19 protein-coding genes are annotated in these 18,411 nt (G+C 71.1%); 10 read left to right on the top strand and 9 right to left on the bottom strand.

The window, feature by feature from the left end:
• Nucleotides 1-3: 3 nt before the first annotated feature.
• Nucleotides 4-1,407, top strand: coding sequence for an NAD(P)/FAD-dependent oxidoreductase (locus tag AC07DF_RS08145; protein WP_478968122.1), 1,404 nt, complete (start codon nucleotides 4-6; stop codon nucleotides 1,405-1,407).
• A gap of 17 nt (nucleotides 1,408-1,424) precedes the next feature.
• On the opposite strand, the gene AC07DF_RS08140 is transcribed toward AC07DF_RS08145, so the two are convergent.
• Nucleotides 1,425-3,659 (bottom strand): alpha-L-fucosidase, encoded by a 2,235-nt coding sequence (locus AC07DF_RS08140; RefSeq protein ID WP_478968120.1) that lies wholly within the window; start codon nucleotides 3,657-3,659, stop codon nucleotides 1,425-1,427.
• 199 nt (nucleotides 3,660-3,858) lie between these two features.
• Between AC07DF_RS08140 and AC07DF_RS08135 the strand changes: the two genes are divergently transcribed.
• On the top strand, nucleotides 3,859-4,563 hold the full coding sequence (locus AC07DF_RS08135; protein ID WP_478968118.1) for a FadR/GntR family transcriptional regulator: 705 nt from the start codon (nucleotides 3,859-3,861) through the stop codon (nucleotides 4,561-4,563).
• A gap of 9 nt (nucleotides 4,564-4,572) precedes the next feature.
• Here AC07DF_RS08135 and AC07DF_RS08130 read toward each other — a convergent pair whose 3' ends face one another.
• Together AC07DF_RS08130 and AC07DF_RS08125 are read right to left on the bottom strand one after the other, a co-directional pair.
• Entirely contained in the window at nucleotides 4,573-5,145 is a 573-nt protein-coding gene (locus tag AC07DF_RS08130) for a helix-turn-helix domain-containing protein (protein ID WP_478968116.1), read from the bottom strand.
• A gap of 146 nt (nucleotides 5,146-5,291) precedes the next feature.
• Nucleotides 5,292-5,501 (bottom strand): hypothetical protein, encoded by a 210-nt coding sequence (locus tag AC07DF_RS08125; protein ID WP_478968114.1) that lies wholly within the window; start codon nucleotides 5,499-5,501, stop codon nucleotides 5,292-5,294.
• A gap of 115 nt (nucleotides 5,502-5,616) precedes the next feature.
• On the opposite strand from AC07DF_RS08125, the gene AC07DF_RS08120 reads away from it, so the two are divergent.
• The gene (locus AC07DF_RS08120) at nucleotides 5,617-6,324 is read left to right on the top strand and encodes a B3/B4 domain-containing protein (protein ID WP_478968112.1); all 708 of its coding nucleotides are present in this window, start codon (nucleotides 5,617-5,619) and stop codon (nucleotides 6,322-6,324) included.
• A gap of 11 nt (nucleotides 6,325-6,335) precedes the next feature.
• On the opposite strand, the gene AC07DF_RS08115 is transcribed toward AC07DF_RS08120, so the two are convergent.
• A complete protein-coding gene (locus AC07DF_RS08115) occupies nucleotides 6,336-7,016 on the bottom strand; it encodes a TetR/AcrR family transcriptional regulator (RefSeq protein ID WP_478968110.1) in 681 nt (226 codons plus the stop codon).
• A 279-nt stretch (nucleotides 7,017-7,295) separates the two neighbouring features.
• Between AC07DF_RS08115 and AC07DF_RS08110 the strand changes: the two genes are divergently transcribed.
• The 3 genes from AC07DF_RS08110 to AC07DF_RS08100 all read left to right on the top strand — a co-directional run bounded on the left by AC07DF_RS08110 (nucleotide 7,296) and on the right by AC07DF_RS08100 (nucleotide 11,601).
• The gene (locus AC07DF_RS08110; RefSeq protein ID WP_478968108.1) at nucleotides 7,296-8,618 is read left to right on the top strand and encodes a UDP-glucose dehydrogenase family protein; all 1,323 of its coding nucleotides are present in this window, start codon (nucleotides 7,296-7,298) and stop codon (nucleotides 8,616-8,618) included.
• A gap of 82 nt (nucleotides 8,619-8,700) precedes the next feature.
• Nucleotides 8,701-9,906 carry a glycosyltransferase gene (locus tag AC07DF_RS08105; protein ID WP_478968106.1) on the top strand — a complete coding sequence of 402 codons (1,206 nt, stop codon included), beginning with the start codon at nucleotides 8,701-8,703 and terminating at the stop codon, nucleotides 9,904-9,906.
• 78 nt (nucleotides 9,907-9,984) lie between these two features.
• A complete protein-coding gene (locus tag AC07DF_RS08100; RefSeq protein WP_478968104.1) occupies nucleotides 9,985-11,601 on the top strand; it encodes an MDR family MFS transporter in 1,617 nt (538 codons plus the stop codon).
• A gap of 31 nt (nucleotides 11,602-11,632) precedes the next feature.
• Here the strand turns inward: AC07DF_RS08100 and AC07DF_RS08095 are convergent, their stop codons facing one another.
• The gene (locus AC07DF_RS08095) at nucleotides 11,633-12,007 is read right to left on the bottom strand and encodes a hypothetical protein (protein WP_478968102.1); all 375 of its coding nucleotides are present in this window, start codon (nucleotides 12,005-12,007) and stop codon (nucleotides 11,633-11,635) included.
• 102 nt (nucleotides 12,008-12,109) lie between these two features.
• On the opposite strand from AC07DF_RS08095, the gene sigJ reads away from it, so the two are divergent.
• A complete protein-coding gene (gene sigJ, locus AC07DF_RS08090) occupies nucleotides 12,110-13,018 on the top strand; it encodes an RNA polymerase sigma factor SigJ (protein ID WP_478968100.1) in 909 nt (302 codons plus the stop codon).
• Here sigJ and AC07DF_RS08085 read toward each other — a convergent pair.
• The 3 genes from AC07DF_RS08085 to AC07DF_RS08075 form a co-directional block, all read right to left on the bottom strand.
• Complete coding sequence (locus AC07DF_RS08085) at nucleotides 13,015-14,328, bottom strand: MFS transporter (protein WP_478968098.1); 1,314 nt, start codon at nucleotides 14,326-14,328, stop codon at nucleotides 13,015-13,017. The genes sigJ and AC07DF_RS08085 overlap by 4 nt on opposite strands.
• Before the next feature lie 270 nt (nucleotides 14,329-14,598).
• Nucleotides 14,599-14,679, bottom strand: a complete 81-nt coding sequence (locus AC07DF_RS08080) for a putative leader peptide (RefSeq protein ID WP_359890358.1) — start codon at nucleotides 14,677-14,679, stop codon at nucleotides 14,599-14,601.
• A 46-nt stretch (nucleotides 14,680-14,725) separates the two neighbouring features.
• Nucleotides 14,726-15,625: a dihydrodipicolinate synthase family protein gene (locus AC07DF_RS08075; protein WP_478968096.1), complete on the bottom strand. Its 900-nt coding sequence runs from the start codon at nucleotides 15,623-15,625 to the stop codon at nucleotides 14,726-14,728.
• A 69-nt stretch (nucleotides 15,626-15,694) separates the two neighbouring features.
• Between AC07DF_RS08075 and AC07DF_RS08070 the strand changes: the two genes are divergently transcribed.
• A complete protein-coding gene (locus AC07DF_RS08070) occupies nucleotides 15,695-15,901 on the top strand; it encodes a hypothetical protein (RefSeq protein WP_478968094.1) in 207 nt (68 codons plus the stop codon).
• Between the two features lie 21 nt (nucleotides 15,902-15,922).
• Here the strand turns inward: AC07DF_RS08070 and AC07DF_RS08065 are convergent, their stop codons facing one another.
• On the bottom strand, nucleotides 15,923-16,390 hold the full coding sequence (locus AC07DF_RS08065; protein ID WP_478968093.1) for a GNAT family N-acetyltransferase: 468 nt from the start codon (nucleotides 16,388-16,390) through the stop codon (nucleotides 15,923-15,925).
• 162 nt (nucleotides 16,391-16,552) lie between these two features.
• On the opposite strand from AC07DF_RS08065, the gene AC07DF_RS08060 reads away from it, so the two are divergent.
• Both AC07DF_RS08060 and AC07DF_RS08055 read left to right on the top strand, forming a co-directional pair.
• Nucleotides 16,553-16,987 carry a VOC family protein gene (locus AC07DF_RS08060; protein WP_478968092.1) on the top strand — a complete coding sequence of 145 codons (435 nt, stop codon included), beginning with the start codon at nucleotides 16,553-16,555 and terminating at the stop codon, nucleotides 16,985-16,987.
• 234 nt (nucleotides 16,988-17,221) lie between these two features.
• A complete protein-coding gene (locus AC07DF_RS08055) occupies nucleotides 17,222-18,406 on the top strand; it encodes a type III polyketide synthase (RefSeq protein WP_478968091.1) in 1,185 nt (394 codons plus the stop codon).
• The last annotated feature ends 5 nt before the right edge of the window (nucleotides 18,407-18,411 follow it).

The raw sequence follows: 18,411 nt of genomic DNA, 5'->3' as shown, positions 1-18,411 counted from the left end.
GCCATGGACGCTGCCACCACACCACGGGCGGAACCCGTCAACGGAAACGTCTCGTTCTGGTTCGAGGCCATCGGCGGCCGGCCCCCGCTGCGCCCCGCGCTGCCCGGCGACACCACCGCTGATGTGTGCATCGTCGGCGCCGGGTTCACCGGGCTGTGGACCGCCTACTACCTCAAGAAGGCCGACCCCTTGCTCCAGATCGTCATCCTGGAGCGGGAGTTCGCCGGCTACGGCGCCTCCGGGCGCAACGGCGGCTGGGCATCGGGGCTGCTCGCCGGCTCCCGGGACAGGTTCGCGCGGCTGTACGGCGTCGACGCGACCAAGGCGCAGCAGCGGCTGATGCACGAGGCCGTGGACGAGATCGTCGCCGTCGGCGCGGCGGAGGGCATCGAGGCCGATGTCGTCAAGGGCGGCACCCTCCGCATCGCCTGTTCCCCGTCGCAGGTGCAGCGGCTGACCTCCGGAGTCACCGAGGACCACAAGTGGGGCGTCAGCGAGTCCCGGCTGCTGGACGACGGCGAACTGCGTGAGCGCCTCCGCGTCCCGGAAGCGGTCAGGGCCGCCTACACCCCGCACTGCGCCCGGATGCAGCCGGCCCGCTACGTCCGCGGCCTGGCGGACGTCGTCGAGTCCCTCGGTGTCACGATCCGGGAGTCGACCACCGTCACCCGGATCGAGAGCGGCAGGGCGCACACCGACCGGGGTGTCGTCCGGGCCCCCGTCGTCCTGCGGGCGACCGAGGGCTACACCGCGTCCCTGGCGGGGGAACGGCGCACCTGGCTCCCGATGAACAGCTCGATGATCGTCACCGAGCCCCTCCCCCGGTCCGTGTGGGACGAGATCGGCTGGAGCAGGGGCGAGACCCTGGGCGACAAGTGCTACTCCCACATGTACGGCCAGCGCACGGCGGACGGCCGGATCGCGATCGGCGGACGGGGCGTCCCCTACCGCTTCGGCTCGGCCACCGACCGCGACGGCGCCACGCAGGAGGCCACCGTCCGGTCCCTCACCTCGATCCTGCACCGCAGGTTCCCCGCCACGCGCGGCCACCGGGTGGAGCACGCCTGGTGCGGCGTCCTCGGCGTCCCCCGGGACTGGTGCTCCAGCGCGGTGTTCGACCCGGCCACCGGACTCGGGCACGCCGGCGGATACGTCGGCCAGGGCCTCACCACCACCAACCTGGCCGGCCGTACCCTGCGCGACCTGGTCCTCGGCCACGACACCGAACTCACCCGGCTGCCCTGGGTGGGCCACACCTCACGGAACTGGGAGGTCGAACCGCTGCGGTGGCTGGGCGTGCGCTCCATGTACCTGGCCTACAGCCGTGCGGACCGCAAGGAACTCGCCGGCCGCCGGCGCGAGTCCCGTCTGGCGAGGCTGGCCGATGTCATCAGCCGCCGCCCCTGACGGCGCACGGGCAGCGGTCAGAGGGCCGTGAACGTCCACAGCAGGTTGGTGCTGCTGTTGTACGTCCACTGCTTGGTGACCGATCCCGAGGCGACGTCGCCGCCGCCGTCGAGGACCAGGCCGGTGGTCCGGTTGGCGATCGAGAAGCGGCCGTCGCCCCGGTGGGTGATCGTCCACTGCTGGTTGTTCCCGCCGTTCCAGGCGGCCTGCCGGGCGGCGGAACCGTCGGTGGTGGCGCCCCAGCCGTCGGCGACCATGCCATTGGCGCGGTTGACCAGCTTGTAGTAGCCGCCTTTGACCTCCACCGCCTGCCACTGCAGGTTGTGGCTGCCGTCCCAGCTCCACTGCTTGAGGTCGGATCCGGAGGCGACGTCGCCGCCGCTGTCGAGGGCCAGTCCGTCGGTGACGTTGGTGATGCGGAAGTACGCCGAGGGCCTGAACTGGACCTGGAGCGAGGTGATCCGGTCGTTGCCGCCGGTGCCCCGGAGGTCGGCGTTGTCGGCGGTGAACGTCCAGGAGGTGCCGGTGAAGTCGTCGCCGGACCAGCCGATGACCTGGTAGCCGGGGGCCAGCCGCAGGGAGGAGAGAGTGCGGGTGCCCAGTCCGGCCGCGGTCAGCTCGTCCGCGGTGTAGTCGCCGACGGGGAGCACGGCGACGACGCCGGAGTGGTTCACATCCCGGTAGCCCACGGCCCCGGCCAGCGGGCGCAGGCCGGGGATGCGGCCGGAGAACACGAGTTTCAGGACGTAGGCGTCGGCGCTGTACGGAGCCGTGGACGGCAGGGTGACCGTCAGCCCCGACGCGTTCTGTGCCGGCTTCGGCAGGTCGGTGCAGGTGCCGGCGGTGGAGCCGAGCAGCTTCACCGAGGTCAGCGACGAGAGGTCGATCCGGTCCGAGTTCAGCGTCTTGATGGTGAGTGAGCTGCCGGGCCAGCCGAGCACGGTGGCGTAGAGGACGGTGCTCGCCTTGTTCCGCGTGAAGCGGATGTCCTGTGCGGTGCCGGCCGTGGGCCGGGTGAAGGAGCCGCCGCCCATCTTCGTCGGCCCTTCGCCGTACGCGGTCCACGCGCGGGTCGCGTACACCGATTCTCCGAAGCGCTTCAGATGGTCTCCGATGCCCAGCAGGATGTCCTTCTGGACCTGGGGAATGGTGCCGTCGGCCATCGGCGCGATGTTCAGCAGCATGTTGCCGTTCTTGCTGACCCGGTCGATGAAGGAGTGCAGCATCTGCCGGGTGCTGTAGTAGCCGATGTTCTGGGTGTGGCACCAGCTGTTGCTGGAGACGCTGTCGTCGGTGAGCCAGTACGGTGCGGTGAGGTCGGCCGGGCCGCCGCGCTCGTAGTCGAAGACCTCGCCCTTGCCGTTCATGCCGTCCTTGTACGTGGCGACGACCTCACGGCCCCAGCCGATGGCCTGGTTGTAGTAGTACGCCAGGAAGTTCAGCCGTTGTGTCTCGTCGACGGCGTCCAGCTTGAAGTCCTGCCAGAGGATGTCGGGTTCGGCCCGGTCGATGACCTCCTTGAGCTTGTCGTACCAGAGCTGGTTCTCCTTCGTCGCGCTCAACTGCCCGTAGAACTTCTTCAGGCTGGGGTCCGTCTGCGCGGGCGCGTACTCGTAGTAGCCGTTGTAGTTGTACGCGTGGTGCATCGCCACCAGCAGCTTGAGGCCCTTGGCGCGGATGGCCGTGGTGAAGATCCGCAGCAGGTCGAGGCCCGGGCCCTTGTCCACGGAGTTCCACTCGTTGACCTGGCTGTCCCACATGGAGAAGCCGTCATGGTGCTCCGCCACGGGGCCGGCGAACCTGGCGCCCGCGTCGACGAAGAGCTGTGCCCATTCGTCGGGGTCGAAGCTCCCGCCCGCCGACTTCAGCTTCGGCGCGAACTTCACGGTGTTGCCCGCCAGGTCCCGCGCGCCGTCGATGAAGTTGTGGAACGGCCACTGGGAGGGCTGACCGTAGGTCGCGATGTGATGCTTGTTCGCGTTGCTGCCGCCCGCGTACATGTTGCGCGGGTACCACTCGCTGTCGTAGGCCGGAACGCTGAAGGCGCCCCAGTGGAAGTAGACGCCGAACTTGGCGTCCTGGAACCACTCCGGGGCCGGCGGGTGCCGGTCCACCGAACCCCAGTCGGGCGTGTACCTCCGGGGCGCCGCCTGCGCGCCGCCGGCACCGAGCACACCTCCGGCACCCGCCGCCGCGGCCACGCAGGTGGCACTGGCGAGGAACTGGCGTCTGTTGATCGAAGACCTCGGCATGAAGACATCCCTGGAATGAGGGGGCAGGAGACGTTACGCACGAAGATCGACCCTGAGTCATGGGATGTCAACGGGTACGACGGAATGGAAAACGCCAGCAAACCATGTACTGGGTCCGGCATTTCGCCATTTACCGGTCTTACCGATCGACCAGACATGGTATGTTTCCCGGCACCATCCGGCCGGTGAGGAGTGCGCGTTGTCTCTGACGGACAAGGCCATCGAGCAGATCCGTGAGCTGATCAGGACCGGCGCCCTGCCTCCCGGTTCGAAGCTCCCTCCGGAGGCGGACCTGGCCGCCCAGCTGGGCCTGTCCCGCAATCTGGCGCGCGAAGCCGTCAAGGCGCTGGCCGTCGCCCGGGTCCTGGAGGTTCGGCGGGGCGACGGCACCTATGTGACCAGCCTGCAGCCGAGCCTGCTCCTCGGAGGGCTCGGCGGCGCGGTGGAACTGCTGCAGGGCGACTCGGCCGCGCTCCAGGATTTCATGGAGGTACGACGGCTCCTCGAACCGGTCGCCACGTCGCTGGCCGCCACCCGGATCACCGACGCCCAACTGGCCGAGGTCGAGCGGCACTTGGATGCCATGCGCGAAGCCCGCGACGATGTCGAACGGCTCAACGCCCATGACGCCGCCTTCCATCGCGCCGTCGTCTCGGCCACGGGCAACGAGAGCCTCCTCACCCTGCTGGAGGGCATCTCCGGCCGCACCCTGCGGGCCCGCATCTGGCGCGGACTGGTCGACGCCCAGGCCGCGGGCCGGACCCTCGCCGAGCACGAGGCGATCTTCAAAGCCCTGGCCGCCCGTGACTCCGCCCTCAGCCAGGCGGCCGCCCTGCTGCATGTGAGCAACACGGAGCAGTGGCTGCGGGGACACCTGGCATCGGGCGCGGCTCTCCCGAGTTGAGGCGGCGGTTCAGGGCGCGGGCGGCAGGTGGACCGTCATGATCAGGTCACAGGGTTCCGTGCCGGAGCCGCGGTAGGCGTGCGAGGCGTCGCCGTCGAAGGTGGCGGTCTGGCCGGCTTCCAGGGTGTGTTCCGCGCCGTCGACGATCAGGGTCATGCGGCCTGAGGTGACGCTGACGGTTTCCACGACTCCCGCCTGGTGGGGGTGGCTGGGGTATTCCTCGTCCGGCTCCAGGCGCCAGCGCCAGACCTCGACGGGGGCAGGGCCCGAGGTCGTCAGCATGAGGCGGGCCTCGCTGCCCCGCTCGCCGGTCCACAGGGGTGTCACGGCGTCGGCGGCCACGACACGGACGCGGCCTTCGGGTGGCCCCTGCATCAGGGCGGAGACCGAGATGCCGAGGGTGTCGGCCAGTCGGACCAGGGTGGCCAGATTGGGGTTGCCCTGGGCCTTCTCCAGGGCGACCAGGGCCCCCTTGCTCACCTGGGCCCGGCGGCCGAGCTCCTCCAGGGACAGGCCGGCCCGGGTGCGTGCCGCCCGGACGTTGTGCGCGACCGTCCGCAGGGCCGCGGCTGTCTCGACCATGCGATCTCCCTCCTGACCATCGACCATTTCAATGCACCGTACGGTCGTTTGGTTGACATCGGCCGGTCGTTACGTTGTACGGTCTGGTCGTTCCACTGAATGGTAAGGGATGTGCCGTGATCGCTCTGCTGCCGGCCCTGGGCAGCTCACTCGCCTATCTGTGCCGATTTCCTCGGCGGCCTGTGGCCGGTGTCCGGCGCCTCGTTCGGCACCGGCGCCCTCGGCTGGGGTGCCGCGTCCGGGGTCGCCTCGGCCGCCGCGTTCGTCCTGCTCCACCGCACACCGGCGATCGGCCCGATGACTACCCGGCCGGCAGGGTGCTCCTCGCGCGCGGTGTACTCGCCGAGCGCATCCACCGCGGTCAGCTCGTCGGCCTGGGCACCGCCGCCGTGGCCGTCAGCCTCCCCGCACTGACCTGAGCAGCCCTGAAGCCCCTCCCCCTCCCACTACGCAGGAAACGGAAGTGCGACCATGACCTCCTTCCACCTCTCCCCCGCCGTCGCGGAGGCCTTCCCCGGCACCCTCATCGCCCTGGTCACCGCCACCGGCCTGCGCGGCCGGGAGCCCTGGCCGCACACCAGCGCGGCGCTGGAGGAGCTGGAGCGGGAGGTCGCCGCCGGCGCCTGGCGCCCGGCCGACGAGACGGACCCCCGCATCGAGGCCTGGCACACCGCCTACCGCTCCTTCGGCACCAACCCCCGCCGCATCCGCCCCAGCGTCGACGCGCTCGGCCGTCGCTTCGCGAAGAAGGGAACGCTGCCGCGCATCAATGCGGCCGTCGACTCCTACAACGCCGTCTCGGTCCGCCACGGCATGCCCGCCGGCGCCTTCGACCTCGACCAGGTCGCCGGCGACGTCGGCATCCGCCACGCGGACGGCACCGAGTCCTTCACCCCGCTGGGCGAACCCGGCACCGTCGAGCACCCCAAGCCCGGCGAGATCGTCTACGCGGACGCCACCGGGGTCCTGACACGGCACTGGAACCACCGCGACGCCCACCGCACCCGCGTCACCGAGGACTCCACTCACGTGGCCTTCGTCCTGGAAACCCTCCACGCGGAGCGCGACGGCGACCTCCTCAAGCTCGCGGCCGCTCAACTGCTGGACCTTCTCACCCCGCACGCCACGGGGACCGCCGGGTGCTACCTCACCCCGGACCGGCCCCACGCCACCGTCTGAGGCCCCGTGTCTCACCCGGCATCGGGGCAGTTGCCGCCGGTGCAGGGACCTTCGTCTCCGGCTCCGGCCGTCCCCACGCCGTCCCCCGGCCCCGGGCCCAGCAGCACCTCGATGCCCGCTCGGAGGTAGCGCTCCAGCGTGGCGTCCGGCACCGAGGCCAGGGCGGGTGGGCGGATCTCCGATCGCATCAGGCTGGTCCCGAGCATCCAGGCCGCCAGGAGTTCCGCCCGCAGATCCGCGTCGGGGCCGCCGAGCCGGGCGGCCAGGCGCTGGGAGAACACCTCCGTGAAGTCCGCCCGCAGCCGCGCCACCGCCTCGTCCCGGCCGGAAGAGCGCAGCACGGACAGCACCGGATGCGGGAAGTCGCCCTCCCTCGGCGGGCCCATGAGCAGCGCGCAGAACCAGTCGGGTATCGCCTCGACCGGTTCGTTCAGCAGCGGCTCGAATATCTTGCCCGTACCCGACACGTCGTTGAACAGCGCCTCTTTCGAGCCGAAGTAGCGGTAGACGAGGGCCGCGTCCACACCGACATCGCCCGCGATGTCGCGCACGCTGGTGCCCTCGTAGCCGTACTTGCCGAAGCGGAAGGCCGCGGCGGCCCGCAGCGCGGTACGCGTCCCCGACGCCGAGCGCTTGTGGGCGGGCCGGCAGGCCGCCGTCTTCGACGCCTCGCCCTTGTGTGCTCCGGTCACGTACCGCACCTCCGTGGTCCACGGCCCCTCGGCCGTTCCGCCCATGTTCCAGTCTGCGGCGGCTGTCTCAAAGTCACCGACCGATGTCATCAATCGTTGACTTGCTTTCTCGCCGCATGACATACCTGACTCAGGTCAACGATTGGTGACTTGAGTCCTCGCTGTTCCCGGGCCGTACGACGGAGTCGGCCCTTCCAGGTCTGCCCGCAGGACGCCATGGCGCACCTCCCGAAGCCGGCGCACCCGGGCACCCCCACCGACCGGAAAAGGTGATCTTCTGTGCCTGCTCGACGCGTCGCCGTCATCGGAACCGGCTACGTCGGACTGACAACCGGCGCCTGTCTGGCCTCTCTCGGGCACTTTGTGGTGTGCGCGGACGCCGACCCGCACAAGGTCGAGCGGCTGCGCGAGGCCCGGGTGGACATCCTGGAGCCCGGGCTGGCCGAGACCGTCCGGGACGCCCTGGACGCGGCCCGGCTCGAGTTCACGGGCGACACCGCGGCCGCCGTCGCCGAGACGGAGGTGGTGTTCCTGTGCCTGCCCACGCCCATGGGGGCGGGCGGCGCGGCCGATCTCGCCGCGGTGGAGGCCGTGGCGTCGCAGATCCGCGACGTACTGCCGCCCGGCTGTGTCGTCGTCAACAAGTCGACGGTGCCAGTCGGTACGTGCGAGCGAGTGGCCGCGCTGCTCGGCCGGGACGACGTGGCCGTCGTGAGCAACCCGGAGTTCCTGCGCGAGGGACGCGCCGTCCAGGACTTCCTGCACCCCGACCGGATCGTCATCGGCGCCGACGACCGGGACACCGCCCGGCGCGTGGCCGAGCTGTACGCCGAACTGGACGCGCCGCTGGTGCTCACCGACGCCGCCAGCGCCGAACTGACCAAGTACGCGGCGAACTTCTTCCTCGCGATGAAGCTGTCCTTCGCCAACAACCTCGCCACCGTCTGCGAACGCTTCGGCGCCGACATCGCCGATGTCACCGAGGGCATAGGCCGGGACCCGCGCATCGGCTCCGCGTTCCTGCGGCCGGGCCCCGGCTGGGGCGGTTCCTGTCTGCCCAAGGACACCCACGCCCTGCTGACCGTGTGCGATCTGGCCGGGGTCGACTTCCCCCTGCTGCGCGCCACCATCGAGACCAACGTCGCCCATCAGCGGCAGCTCGTCGACCGGGTCGCCGCCGCGTGCGGGCGCGCCGAGGACGGTTCGCTGCACGGCGTACGGCTCGCGCTGTACGGACTGACCTTCAAGGCCGGCACCTCCGACCTGCGCGACTCGCCCGCGCTCTCCGTCGCCCGGCTGCTGCGCGAGCGGGGCGCCGAACTCACGGCGTACGACCCGGCGTTGCGTGAGGAGCGGCCCGACCTGAGCGATCTGCTCGAGCTCGCCGACGACCCGGTGCTGGCGGCGGAGGGCGCGGCGGCCTGTCTCGTCCTCACCGAGTGGCCGGAGCTGCGGGACCTCGACTGGGCGGCGATCGCCGCGCGCATGACCGGCCACGAGGTCCACGACTTCCGCAACCTGCTGGACGCGGACCGCCTCGCGCGGGCCGGACTGAGCCGGCGGGGCATCGGGCACGCCGAGGCGCCGACGCGAGTGGCGTGACGCCCGGGCCGGTGCCGCCCGCCCCCCCCCTGCCCACTTCTCCCTGCCACCGAACCAACACCGAGAGAAAGGCTCACCCCCCATGCGGGTTCTGTGCACCACGCTCGGCAGTCCCTCCCACGGCCGTGCGCAACTGCCGCTGCTGCGCGCCCTCTCCAAGGCCGGGCATCAGGTGCTGGTGGTCACCACCGAAGCCCTCGCGCCCGTCTTCCGTGACGACGACGTCCAAGTGAACGCCGCTCTGCCGGAGTTCGATCCGCTCGCCGCGATGGGTCCGTACCTCGCCGAGCTCCAGGAGACCGACCTCACGGAGCCGACGGACGCACTGACCCGGCTGCTGATGCGGCACCTGGCGGGGCCGGGGGTCAAGCCGCACCTGGACATCCTGCTTCCCCTCGCCAAGGACTTCCGGCCGGATGTGATCCTGCGGGACGGCATGGACATGGGCGCGGTGCTGACCGCCGAGCTGCTGGGCGTACCGCAGTTGCCGACGCCTTCGGGGTTCACCAACATCCTGGACCCCGGCGAGGTGCTGCCGCGGCTGAACGAGCGGCGCGAGGAGCTGGGGCTGCCCGTGCCGGACGACCCGCTGTCCCTCGTTCCGCACGGCCGCGTGGACTACGTCCCCTCCGCCTTCTCCTTCGCCCGGCATCTGCGCAAGGCGTGGGCCTACCGGCAGACGGTGGACGTCGAGCGGGGCGGTGTGCTGCCGGACTGGCTCGCCCGGCTGCCCACGGACCGGCCGCTGGTGTACGCGGCGATCGGCACCGCCCTGCCGGTGGTGCGGGAGCGCATGGCGGACCGGGGGACGTCTCTGCCCGTGAAGCTGCCGGACCCCACCGAGAGCCTGGAGGCGATCGTGGGGGCGGCGGCCGAGCTGGACGACTGCACGGTGGTCGTGTCGACGTCCGGGATTCCGGTGGACACCGAGGGCCTTCCCGGGCACGTCCATGTCACCGAGCGGGTGCCGCAGCCGCTGCTGCTGGAGTCGGTCGACCTGTTCATCACCCACGGCGGCTTCAACAGCATCCGCGAGGCCATGCGCACCGGTACGCCGCTGGCGGTGCTGCCGCACTTCGGGGACCAGCCCGCCAACGCGGACCGGGTGGCGGAGCTGGGGCTCGGCCTGCACATCACGGACCGCGGCCCGGGCGGTATCGCCGAGGCGTGCCGGGTGCTCCTCGCCGATCCCGGGCCCCGGGCGCGGGCCCGGTCGGCCCAGCTGGCGATGCTGACGCTGCCCGAGATCGATCAGGCGGTCGGCGACCTGGCGAAGATCGCCGGCTGACTGCCCGGTTCCCCGGGTACGGGCCGCCCCGGAACACCCGGGGCGGCCCCTGCCCGCTCCCCACCCCGAGGACGACACGTGACCTTCTCCGACACCCAAGAACAGGGCGCGTCCGGGGACATACCCCCGCGGCTCAGTCACCGGCAGATCACCACCGTCATGTCCGGGCTGGTCCTCGGCATGTTCCTGGGGGCACTGGACCAGACGGTGGTCTCGTCCGCGCTGCGGACCATCGCCGACGACCTGCACGGGCTGACGGCCCAGGCGTGGGTGACGACCGCGTATCTCATCACCGCCACCCTCGCGACGCCGCTCTACGGCAAGCTCTCCGACATCCACGGCCGCAGACCCGTCTACCTCGCCGCGATCGCCCTGTTCACCGCCGGCTCACTGCTGTGCGGCTGTGCCACGTCCATCTATGAACTCGCGGCGTTCCGCGCCGTTCAGGGCCTCGGTGGCGGCGGGCTGATGTCCCTGGCGATGACGATCATCGCGGACATCACCTCCCCGCGGGAAAGGGGCCGCTACCAGGGCTATTTCATGGCCGTGTTCGGCGGCGCCAGCATCGCCGGACCGCTGGTGGGCGGTGCGTTCGCGGACCGGGCCGAGCTGCTCGGCATCGCCGGCTGGCGCTGGATCTTCCTGATCAACGTGCCGCTCGCCGCCGCGGCCGCGGTGACGATCATGCGGGTGCTGCGCTTCCCGCACCGGCGGGTGGGGCACCGGCTCGACTACGCCGGGGCGCTCGCCCTGGCCGTGGGCATCGTGCCGCTGCTGACCGTCGCGGAGCAGGGCCGCACCTGGGGGTGGGACTCGCCCCTGGCCCTGTCGATGTACGCGATCGGAGTGGCAGGTCTGGCCGTGTTCTTGGTGGTCGAGCGGCGGACGGGCGACGCCGCGCTGCTGCCGCCGCGGCTGTTCCGCATCCGGACCTTCCGGCTGGGGGTCGGGCTGCACTTCGTCGTCGGCATCGGCATGTTCGGCGCGATGACGACACTGCCGCTCTACTTGCAGCTGGTCCGCGGCATGAGCCCCATCGCGGCGGGCCTGGCCACCCTGCCCACGGTCGCCGCGAACCTCGCGGTGACGCTGCTGACAGGCCGGATGATCGCCCGGACCGGCCGGTTCAAGGTCCATCTCGTCGCCGGTGTCGGCTCGTTCACCGCGGCGATGCTCGTCTTCGCGACGCTGCGGGCGGACAGCCCACTGTGGCACCCGGCGCTCGGCATGGCCCTGATGGGCGCGGGGCTCGGTGCGTCGATGCAGACGCTCACCACACTCGCGCAGTGCGAGGTGCCCCGTACGGACATGGGCGCGGCGACGGCGTCGGTCAACTTCTTCCGCTCCAACGGCGGCACGGTCGGCACCGCCGCGTTCCTGTCGGTCCTGTTCACCACGGCGGCCGGCAGCATCGCCGACCGGCTGGCCGAGGCCCGCCACGAGCCGGCCTACCGCCGGTTGCTGGCCCAGCCCGACAACGCGCACGCCCTGACGGGAGTGCTCCGCCCCGACGGCGGCGTCGACCTGGAGGACTCCGCGTTCCTGCGCACCCTCGACCCGAGCGCGGCGTGGCCGTTCCTGGAGGGCTACGTCGCCTCCATGCGCCTCGTCTTCCTCACGGGCGCCGCGGTGTCCCTGGTCGCCTTCGTGATCGCGGCCTGGCGGGTTCCCGACCTCACGCTGTCCGACGAGTAGCCGGTGACCGGGTGCCGCCCCGCGCCGGGCCTCAGCGCCTGGCCAGCGCCAGCAGGCTCAGACCGAACATCAGGACGCCCAGGGGGAGATGGACCGACGGGACGTGCGCGATGCCGACCACGACCTGGACCGAGGCCAGTACGAGGAAGCCCGTGGCGTGCAGGACGGGCCGGAGCGAGCCGCCGCCCGGCTTCCACGCCAGCACCGCCGCGAGCACGTACAGCATCGACGCCCCGTACATCACCCGGGATCCGACGTCATGCAGCATCGCCCCGTAGGACGAGGTCAGCAGCAGTCCGGCCGAGACCGCCTGGAGGAAGATGGTCAGGGTCTGCAGGGCGATCGCGATCCGCAGGAACGAGGAAGTGCGCCGGGCGTCCGCCGCTGCCGTCACCTGAGTGGCCATGTCGCAATCCCCTTTTCCCGCCGTCGGGCGGTAGATCGATAAGGTCTCACCGGTTCGACGACGCGGGTCCGCGAAAGGTAAGGCGAGGGGGCGGCCGGAGGCATGGGGAGTGTCGGGACGAGGACGGACGGGATAGCCGGCGAGCGACGCCAACTGATCAATGTCGCTTACCGGTTGCTCGGTTCGGTGACCGAGGCGGAGGACGCCGTACAGGATGCCTACGCGCGCTGGTACGGGCTGTCACCGAGCCGGCAGGAGGAGATCCTGTCCCCCGGCGCCTGGCTGACGACGGTGACCGGCCGCATCTGCCTGGACCTGCTCGGCTCGGCGCGGGCCCGCCGTGAACGCTATGTCGGCGCGTGGCTGCCCGAGCCGCTGCCCGACCGCGCCGAGTGGGACGGCGTGGGCGGCGCCGACCCCGCGGACCCCGCCGACCAGATCGTCCTGGACGAGTCGGTGGCCATGGCCTTCCTCGTCGTCCTGGAGTCGATGACGCCCGCAGAGCGGGTGGCGTTCGTCCTGCACGACGTCTTCCGGTACCCGTTCGCCGAGATCGCCGGCGTTCTCGGCCGTACCCCCGCGGCCTGCAAGCAGCTGGCCGCCTCCGCCCGCCGACGGGTGGGCGTCACGCGTGCTCCGGTGCCGACGACCGGCCGGGCCGACGTGGTGAGGCACGTCAAAGAGGCCTGGGAGACGAAGGACATCGCGGCCCTCGTCGGACTCCTCGACCCGGCCGCCGTGATGACCGCCGACGGCGGCGGCATGGTCGGCACCGTCCTGCGCCCGGTCGAGGGCGGCGCCCGCATCGCCCAGTACATGGTCGCCATCGCCGACAAGGCTCCCGGGCTCGAACTCCTGGAGCGGTCGGTCAACGGTGTGCCGGGCCTGGTGGCCCGGCGCGACGGCGTCGTCATGACCGTGGCCGCGTTCGACGTCTCCGACGGACGCGTCACCCGGATCTGGGCGATCCGCAACCCGGAGAAGCTACGGCCGTGGGCACGGGAGGACTAGGCGGCCCTCGCTCCCCCTGGGGCCGATGACCGCGTCAGGGACGCCGGTCCGGTCGGGACACGCAGGTCCTCGTCCCGCAGCCGGCCGGTCGCCCACACGCTGACCAGGCCGGTCAGCGCCAGATAGCCACAGGCCCACCACGGACTGCCCGAACCGAGTGCCAGCAGGGCGGTCATGATCAGCGGGGTGATGCCGGACGCGAAGACGCCGGACACCTGATAGACGAAGGACATGCCCGTGTACCGGACGGGGGTGGCGAAGAGGGCGGCGAACAAGGTGCCCTGGGCGCCGTAGAACCAGGCGTGCACGACTCCGAGTGTCACGATCAGCGCCGCCGCGAAAGCCCAGGACCCGCCGGTGCCGAAGAGCCAGAACGCCGGGAAGACCGAGACGGAGAAGGCTGCCATGCCGGTCAGGTAGACCCGGCGGGCCCCGCGGTGGTCGACCGCCGCCCCGGACACGGGTATCAGCACGGCCATCACCAGCGCCGCCGCGGTGACCGCGAGCAGCACCGGCGTACGGTCCAGCTTCAGCGTTCCGGTCGCGTAGGTGATGGCGAAGACGGCCCAGGTGTTGAAGGCGGCCCCCTCACCCCAGCGGGCGAGCATCCCGAGCAGGACGTGCCGGCGGGCCTCGGGCGCCCGTGTCAGCTCCACCAGCGGCGCGGAACGCGGCAGTTCCTGAAGGCGGCGTACGGCACGGAAGGCCGGCGTCTCGTCGATCTTCAGCCGTACGGCCAGCCCGACGACGACCAGCACCAGGCTGACGAGGAAGGCGATCCGCCACCCGTAGGCGAGGAACGCCTCGTCGCTGAGCGCGTCGCTCAGCAGCGCGAACACGCCGGTCCCCAGTGCCAGTCCGAGGGCCAGCCCGATCTGCGGGCAGCTGCCGAACCGGCCCTTGCGGCCGTCGGGCCCGTATTCCACGGCCAGCAGCACCGCCCCGGCCCATTCCCCGCCCAGCGCCACGCCCTGCGCGACCCGCAGGACCAGAAGCAGCGCGGGCGCGAGGATGCCGACCTGCTGATACGTGGGCAGCAGACCGATCAGGGCGGTGGCAACGCCCATCAGCCCCATGGTGAAGGCGAGGGTGTGCTTACGGCCGATCCGGTCCCCGATGTGCCCGAAGAGCAGACCGCCCACGGGGCGGGCGACGAAGCCCACGGCGAACGTCGCGAAGGACAGCATCGTGCCGACCGTGCCGTTGGACGTGGGGAAGAACAGCTTGTCGAAGACGAGCCCGGCGGCCGTGCTGTAGAGGAAGAAGTCGTACCACTCCACGGTGGTGCCCAGCAGACTGGCGAGCGCCACGCTCCTCAGCCGGGAGGGAGCGGGGGCGTCCTGCAGGGAAGGGGCATGCGCGTACATATGGCTCCGAGTGGGGTGCGGAGACGGCGTGCGGGCATGCCGACGCGGGGACGTACGTCCGGGGACGCGGACGCGTCGGGGCACGCAAAGGGCGTGTGAAAGGGGATGGCCGCAGCCTCGGCCGGTGCGCATGGTGTTGTGGGGGACGCGGACGCGCCAAGGCTGACGACCCGGTGGCCCTACGCCGCCGGGGAACTCACGGGCGTTTGGTCGTCAGCCTCGACAGGTCGCGCTGGACTGGCGGCACAGATCGACGTGCAGTCGTCCCACGAGGATGTCGGCGGCAGCGGTCATGCCAGGCATTGTGCGTGAGTCACCCCGCCGAGCTCAAGCAGGACGGTCACGCGCTCGTATCCAGGGCGAGGTCCGCCAGGACGGTGACCAGCCGGCGTCGGGCGTCGGTGGGCAGGCCCCGCAGGGGCAGCGGGAGATTCGGCTCGGTCACGAGGCCCAGCTGCGAGGCCGCCGCCGACATCACGCGCAGTCCGCCGTACTGGCGGAAGAGCTCCCAGAGGGGCTCCAGCCGCTCGGAGTGAGCCGTGGCCCCCGCCGCGTCGCCGGCCTGGGCGGCCCGGGTGAGGGTGAGGGCGGTGGCCGGGAACAGGCCGCCGGCGACCGAGTACCACGCGTCGCACCCGGCGTTCAGTCCGGCCGCCGCTGCCCAGTCGCCGCTGACACCGACGCCGACCGTGTCCGGGAGCAGCGCCCGCAATGCCGCGACGCGCTGTCGGGCGGCCTCCGGGTCCTCGGGCACCGGCGGGATCTTGACCGCGGCCACGTTCGGCAACTCGGCGATACGGCTGTGAAGTTCGTCGCTGAAGTGGACATGGGTGGTGCGCGGGTTGTCGTACACGCACAGCGGCACCGACAGCTCACGCGTGACGCTCTCGTACAGGCCGAACACCTCGTCGTCGGTGAGGGCCTGATACGTCATCGGGGCGAGCAGGACCGCGGACACGCCCGCCCGCTGCGCGTCCTCGGCGACGCGCAGTACCTGTGAGGTGCGCAGTGCCCCGATGCCGGCCATGACCGGCACACCGTCGGCGGCCTGGACCGCGAGCCTGGCCACGCGGGCGCGCTCCTCACGTGTGAGGTAGGCGTAGCCGCCGGTGGAGCCGAGGGCGCCGATGGAGTCGACGCCGGCGGCGGCGAGGCGGGAGACGAGGGCGCTGAACGCCCGCTCGTCGATGCCGTCTTCCGTCGTGGGCGTGAGGGGGAAGGCGCTGAGGCCGCGGAACATGGAAGGACTCCTCGGTGTGTGGTGACTGTCGGCGAGGCTTGTCGGGACGGGGCGGGCAGAATACGTGGGGTGCAGAGCAGGCCGGGAGAACGTGGCGACACGGGCGTCGGCGTGGCCGAGGCGCTGATGTCGGCCCTGTTCGCCGCGGTGGAAGCCGGTGGCTACCTCACCGGAGCGCGGTCCATGCCGCTGGGACTGCGCCCCACCGCCGAGCGCCCCACCACCCACGCCGAGCTGCCCGAGGGCGCCACACTCCGACCTCGTCGAGCCGTGTGACCTCCCCGCACAGCACCGCGATCAGGCGGGAACCTCAAAGATGAGTTCGAGGCCGTCTTCCTCGTCCCATTGCTCTCCGACCTCCACGAAGCCGAACCCGGAGATCGTGGCCAGGGACGCCGCGTTGTCCGGACTGATCGTCACCCGCACGATCCTGACGCGGGCTTCGGCGGCGGCCCGCTCCACCAATGCGGTCAATATGGCCCTGGCGTAGCCCTGACGACGGTGGGCGGGGACCACCGAGTAGCCGAGCTCCACCATGCCCGCGTCGTCCGGCGGGCCGTGGAACCCGGCATATCCCACGACGGCACCCTCAGGCTCGGCCACCACGATCTGCGTGAGCCACCCCGCGCAGCCCGGGTCCGAGTTCAGCTGACCGACCCGATACCGCCACACCCACTTCGCCCTGTTGGTGACGAAGTACTCGGGGAGGGCGACACCGGCCTCCGAACCGGCCTGCGCCAAGTCGTCCTTCAGCAAGGCGTTCATGGCCGTGGTCGACAACTCGACGAATCGCACTGACTTGGTGCTCGCTGGGACTGGGGTGCCGCGCTCGGCTTTGTCTGTCACAGCGCGAATGGTCATGGAGAGCCGAGGACATGTCCAACAAATTTCGCGGCGGCCGGGCCGACAAAGCGCTATGGTGCGCCGATGTCATCGATCAAGCAGTTCCAAGTCACCTTCGACTGCGCGGAACCCGAGCGCGTCGCTCGCTTCTGGTGCGAGGTGCTGGGGTACGTCGTACCGCCTCCCCCGGAGGGGTTCGCCACTTGGGACGCATACAACAGTTCTCTGTCTCCTGCGGATCAGGGTGCGTGGTTCGCGTGCGTCGATCCCTCGGGAGTGGGACCGCGCCTCTACTTCCAGCGCGTTCCCGAAGGCAAGGTCGTCAAGAATCGGGTACATCTCGACGTACGGGTCGGCACCGGACTCGTGGGGGAAGAACGCCTGGCCACGCTTGAGGCCGAATGCGCACGACTGGTCGCTCTCGGCGCGGTGCGCGTGCAGCTCCTGCTCGCCGATGAAGACAACGAGTCCTGCATCTCGATGCAGGACATCGAGGGAAACGAGTTCTGTCTCGACTGAGGGGCCTTCGGGGGGAGGGGGCGGGCAGCGCAATGTGCGCCATGTCACGCATGGCAAAAGCGGCCTAAGTTGCCCAGATCACAGCACAAATGTCCATTTACGCCCATTCTCGGAGCGGCTACCGAAGCCCGAAGTGGAGCGCGCCCAAATGGACTTGGACACACCGCGTCCAAGTGATCCAGGACACAGCGTTCGTGATGCTCCACCTCGCTCCCCCCGAGAAAGGTGCCCATCATGGCCGCATACCTGTGCCCGCCCGCCGTGATCCACGGCGAGCACACCGTGAAGACCAGCCAGATCGTGGCGGAGGTGCGCGACCGGCACCCGCACGCGGCGTGGGCGCCGCGGATCGACGCCATCGCGGCCAGTACGGGCATCGAGAACCGCGGATGGATGCTGCCGCTGGAGACCGCCGTCGCGCCCGGCGACGGGAGCGGCCTGCCGGCTGCCGGGATCGGGCCGGCGCGAGAGGCGCTGGCCGGAGAGGGCTTCACCGAACAGGACGTAAATCGCGTGATCGCCGCCCTCGAGGCGATACCCGCGCCGCAGACCGTCCAGGAGCGCACCGCGCCGGCCTGGGCGGCCGTGCGGTCCGGCGGGGAGCGTGCGGCGCGCGGGGCCCTGCAGATCGCCGGGCTGGACGCGGCGGACGTCGACTGCTTGATCACCAGTAACTCCACCACCCCGGCGCTGCCGGGGCTGGACGTCGCCCTGGCCAACGAGCTCCCGCTCCGCGGCGACGTGATGCTGCTGCCGGCCACGCAGTGGGCCTGCGTCGCCGGGACCCGCTCCCTGGCGCTGGCGGCGGATCTCGTGGCCGCCGACCCCGACCGGGTGGTCCTGGTCGTGATCGCGGAGGCACTGAGCACGACCTACCAGCCCGCGGACGACACTCTGGAGTCCTTGATCGTCCGGTTGCTGTTCGCCGACACCGCGGTCGCCGCGGTGGTCACGGGCCGCCCGAGGCCCGAGTCGGTGCTGCGACTGGACGCCGCCTGGCACCACACTCTGCCCGGCACCCAGGACCTGCACCGTCTGGAGACCCGTGAGGACGGCACCCACTTCGTGATGGACCGGCGCGGGCCGCGCGCCGTGCAGGAGACGGTCACCGCGATGTGGGAGTGGCTGCGCGTCCGTTACCAGGACGACCCCGGCTCCTGGCACCCCGACGTCCTGCTCGCGCACCCGGGCGGGACGCGCGTGCTGGAGTACATGGAGCAGACGATGCCCGACGGGTGGCCGGCGGGGCTGCTGGATTACAGCCGGGAGAGCTACACCAGCGGCAACCGCGGAGGCGCCGCCGTGTTCGACATCCTGCGCAGAGCGCACGACGCCGGGCAGGAACGCGGCAGCCGTGCCGTCCTGTACGCGGCGGCCCCGGGCCTCACGGCCACCGCTCTGGAAGGGGAGTGGCTGTAACCCGT

The organism is Streptomyces sp. NPDC044719 (genome assembly GCF_056433405.1).
Note: the sequence above shows the minus strand (reverse complement) of the source record. Positions and strands in the feature narration are given on the sequence as shown.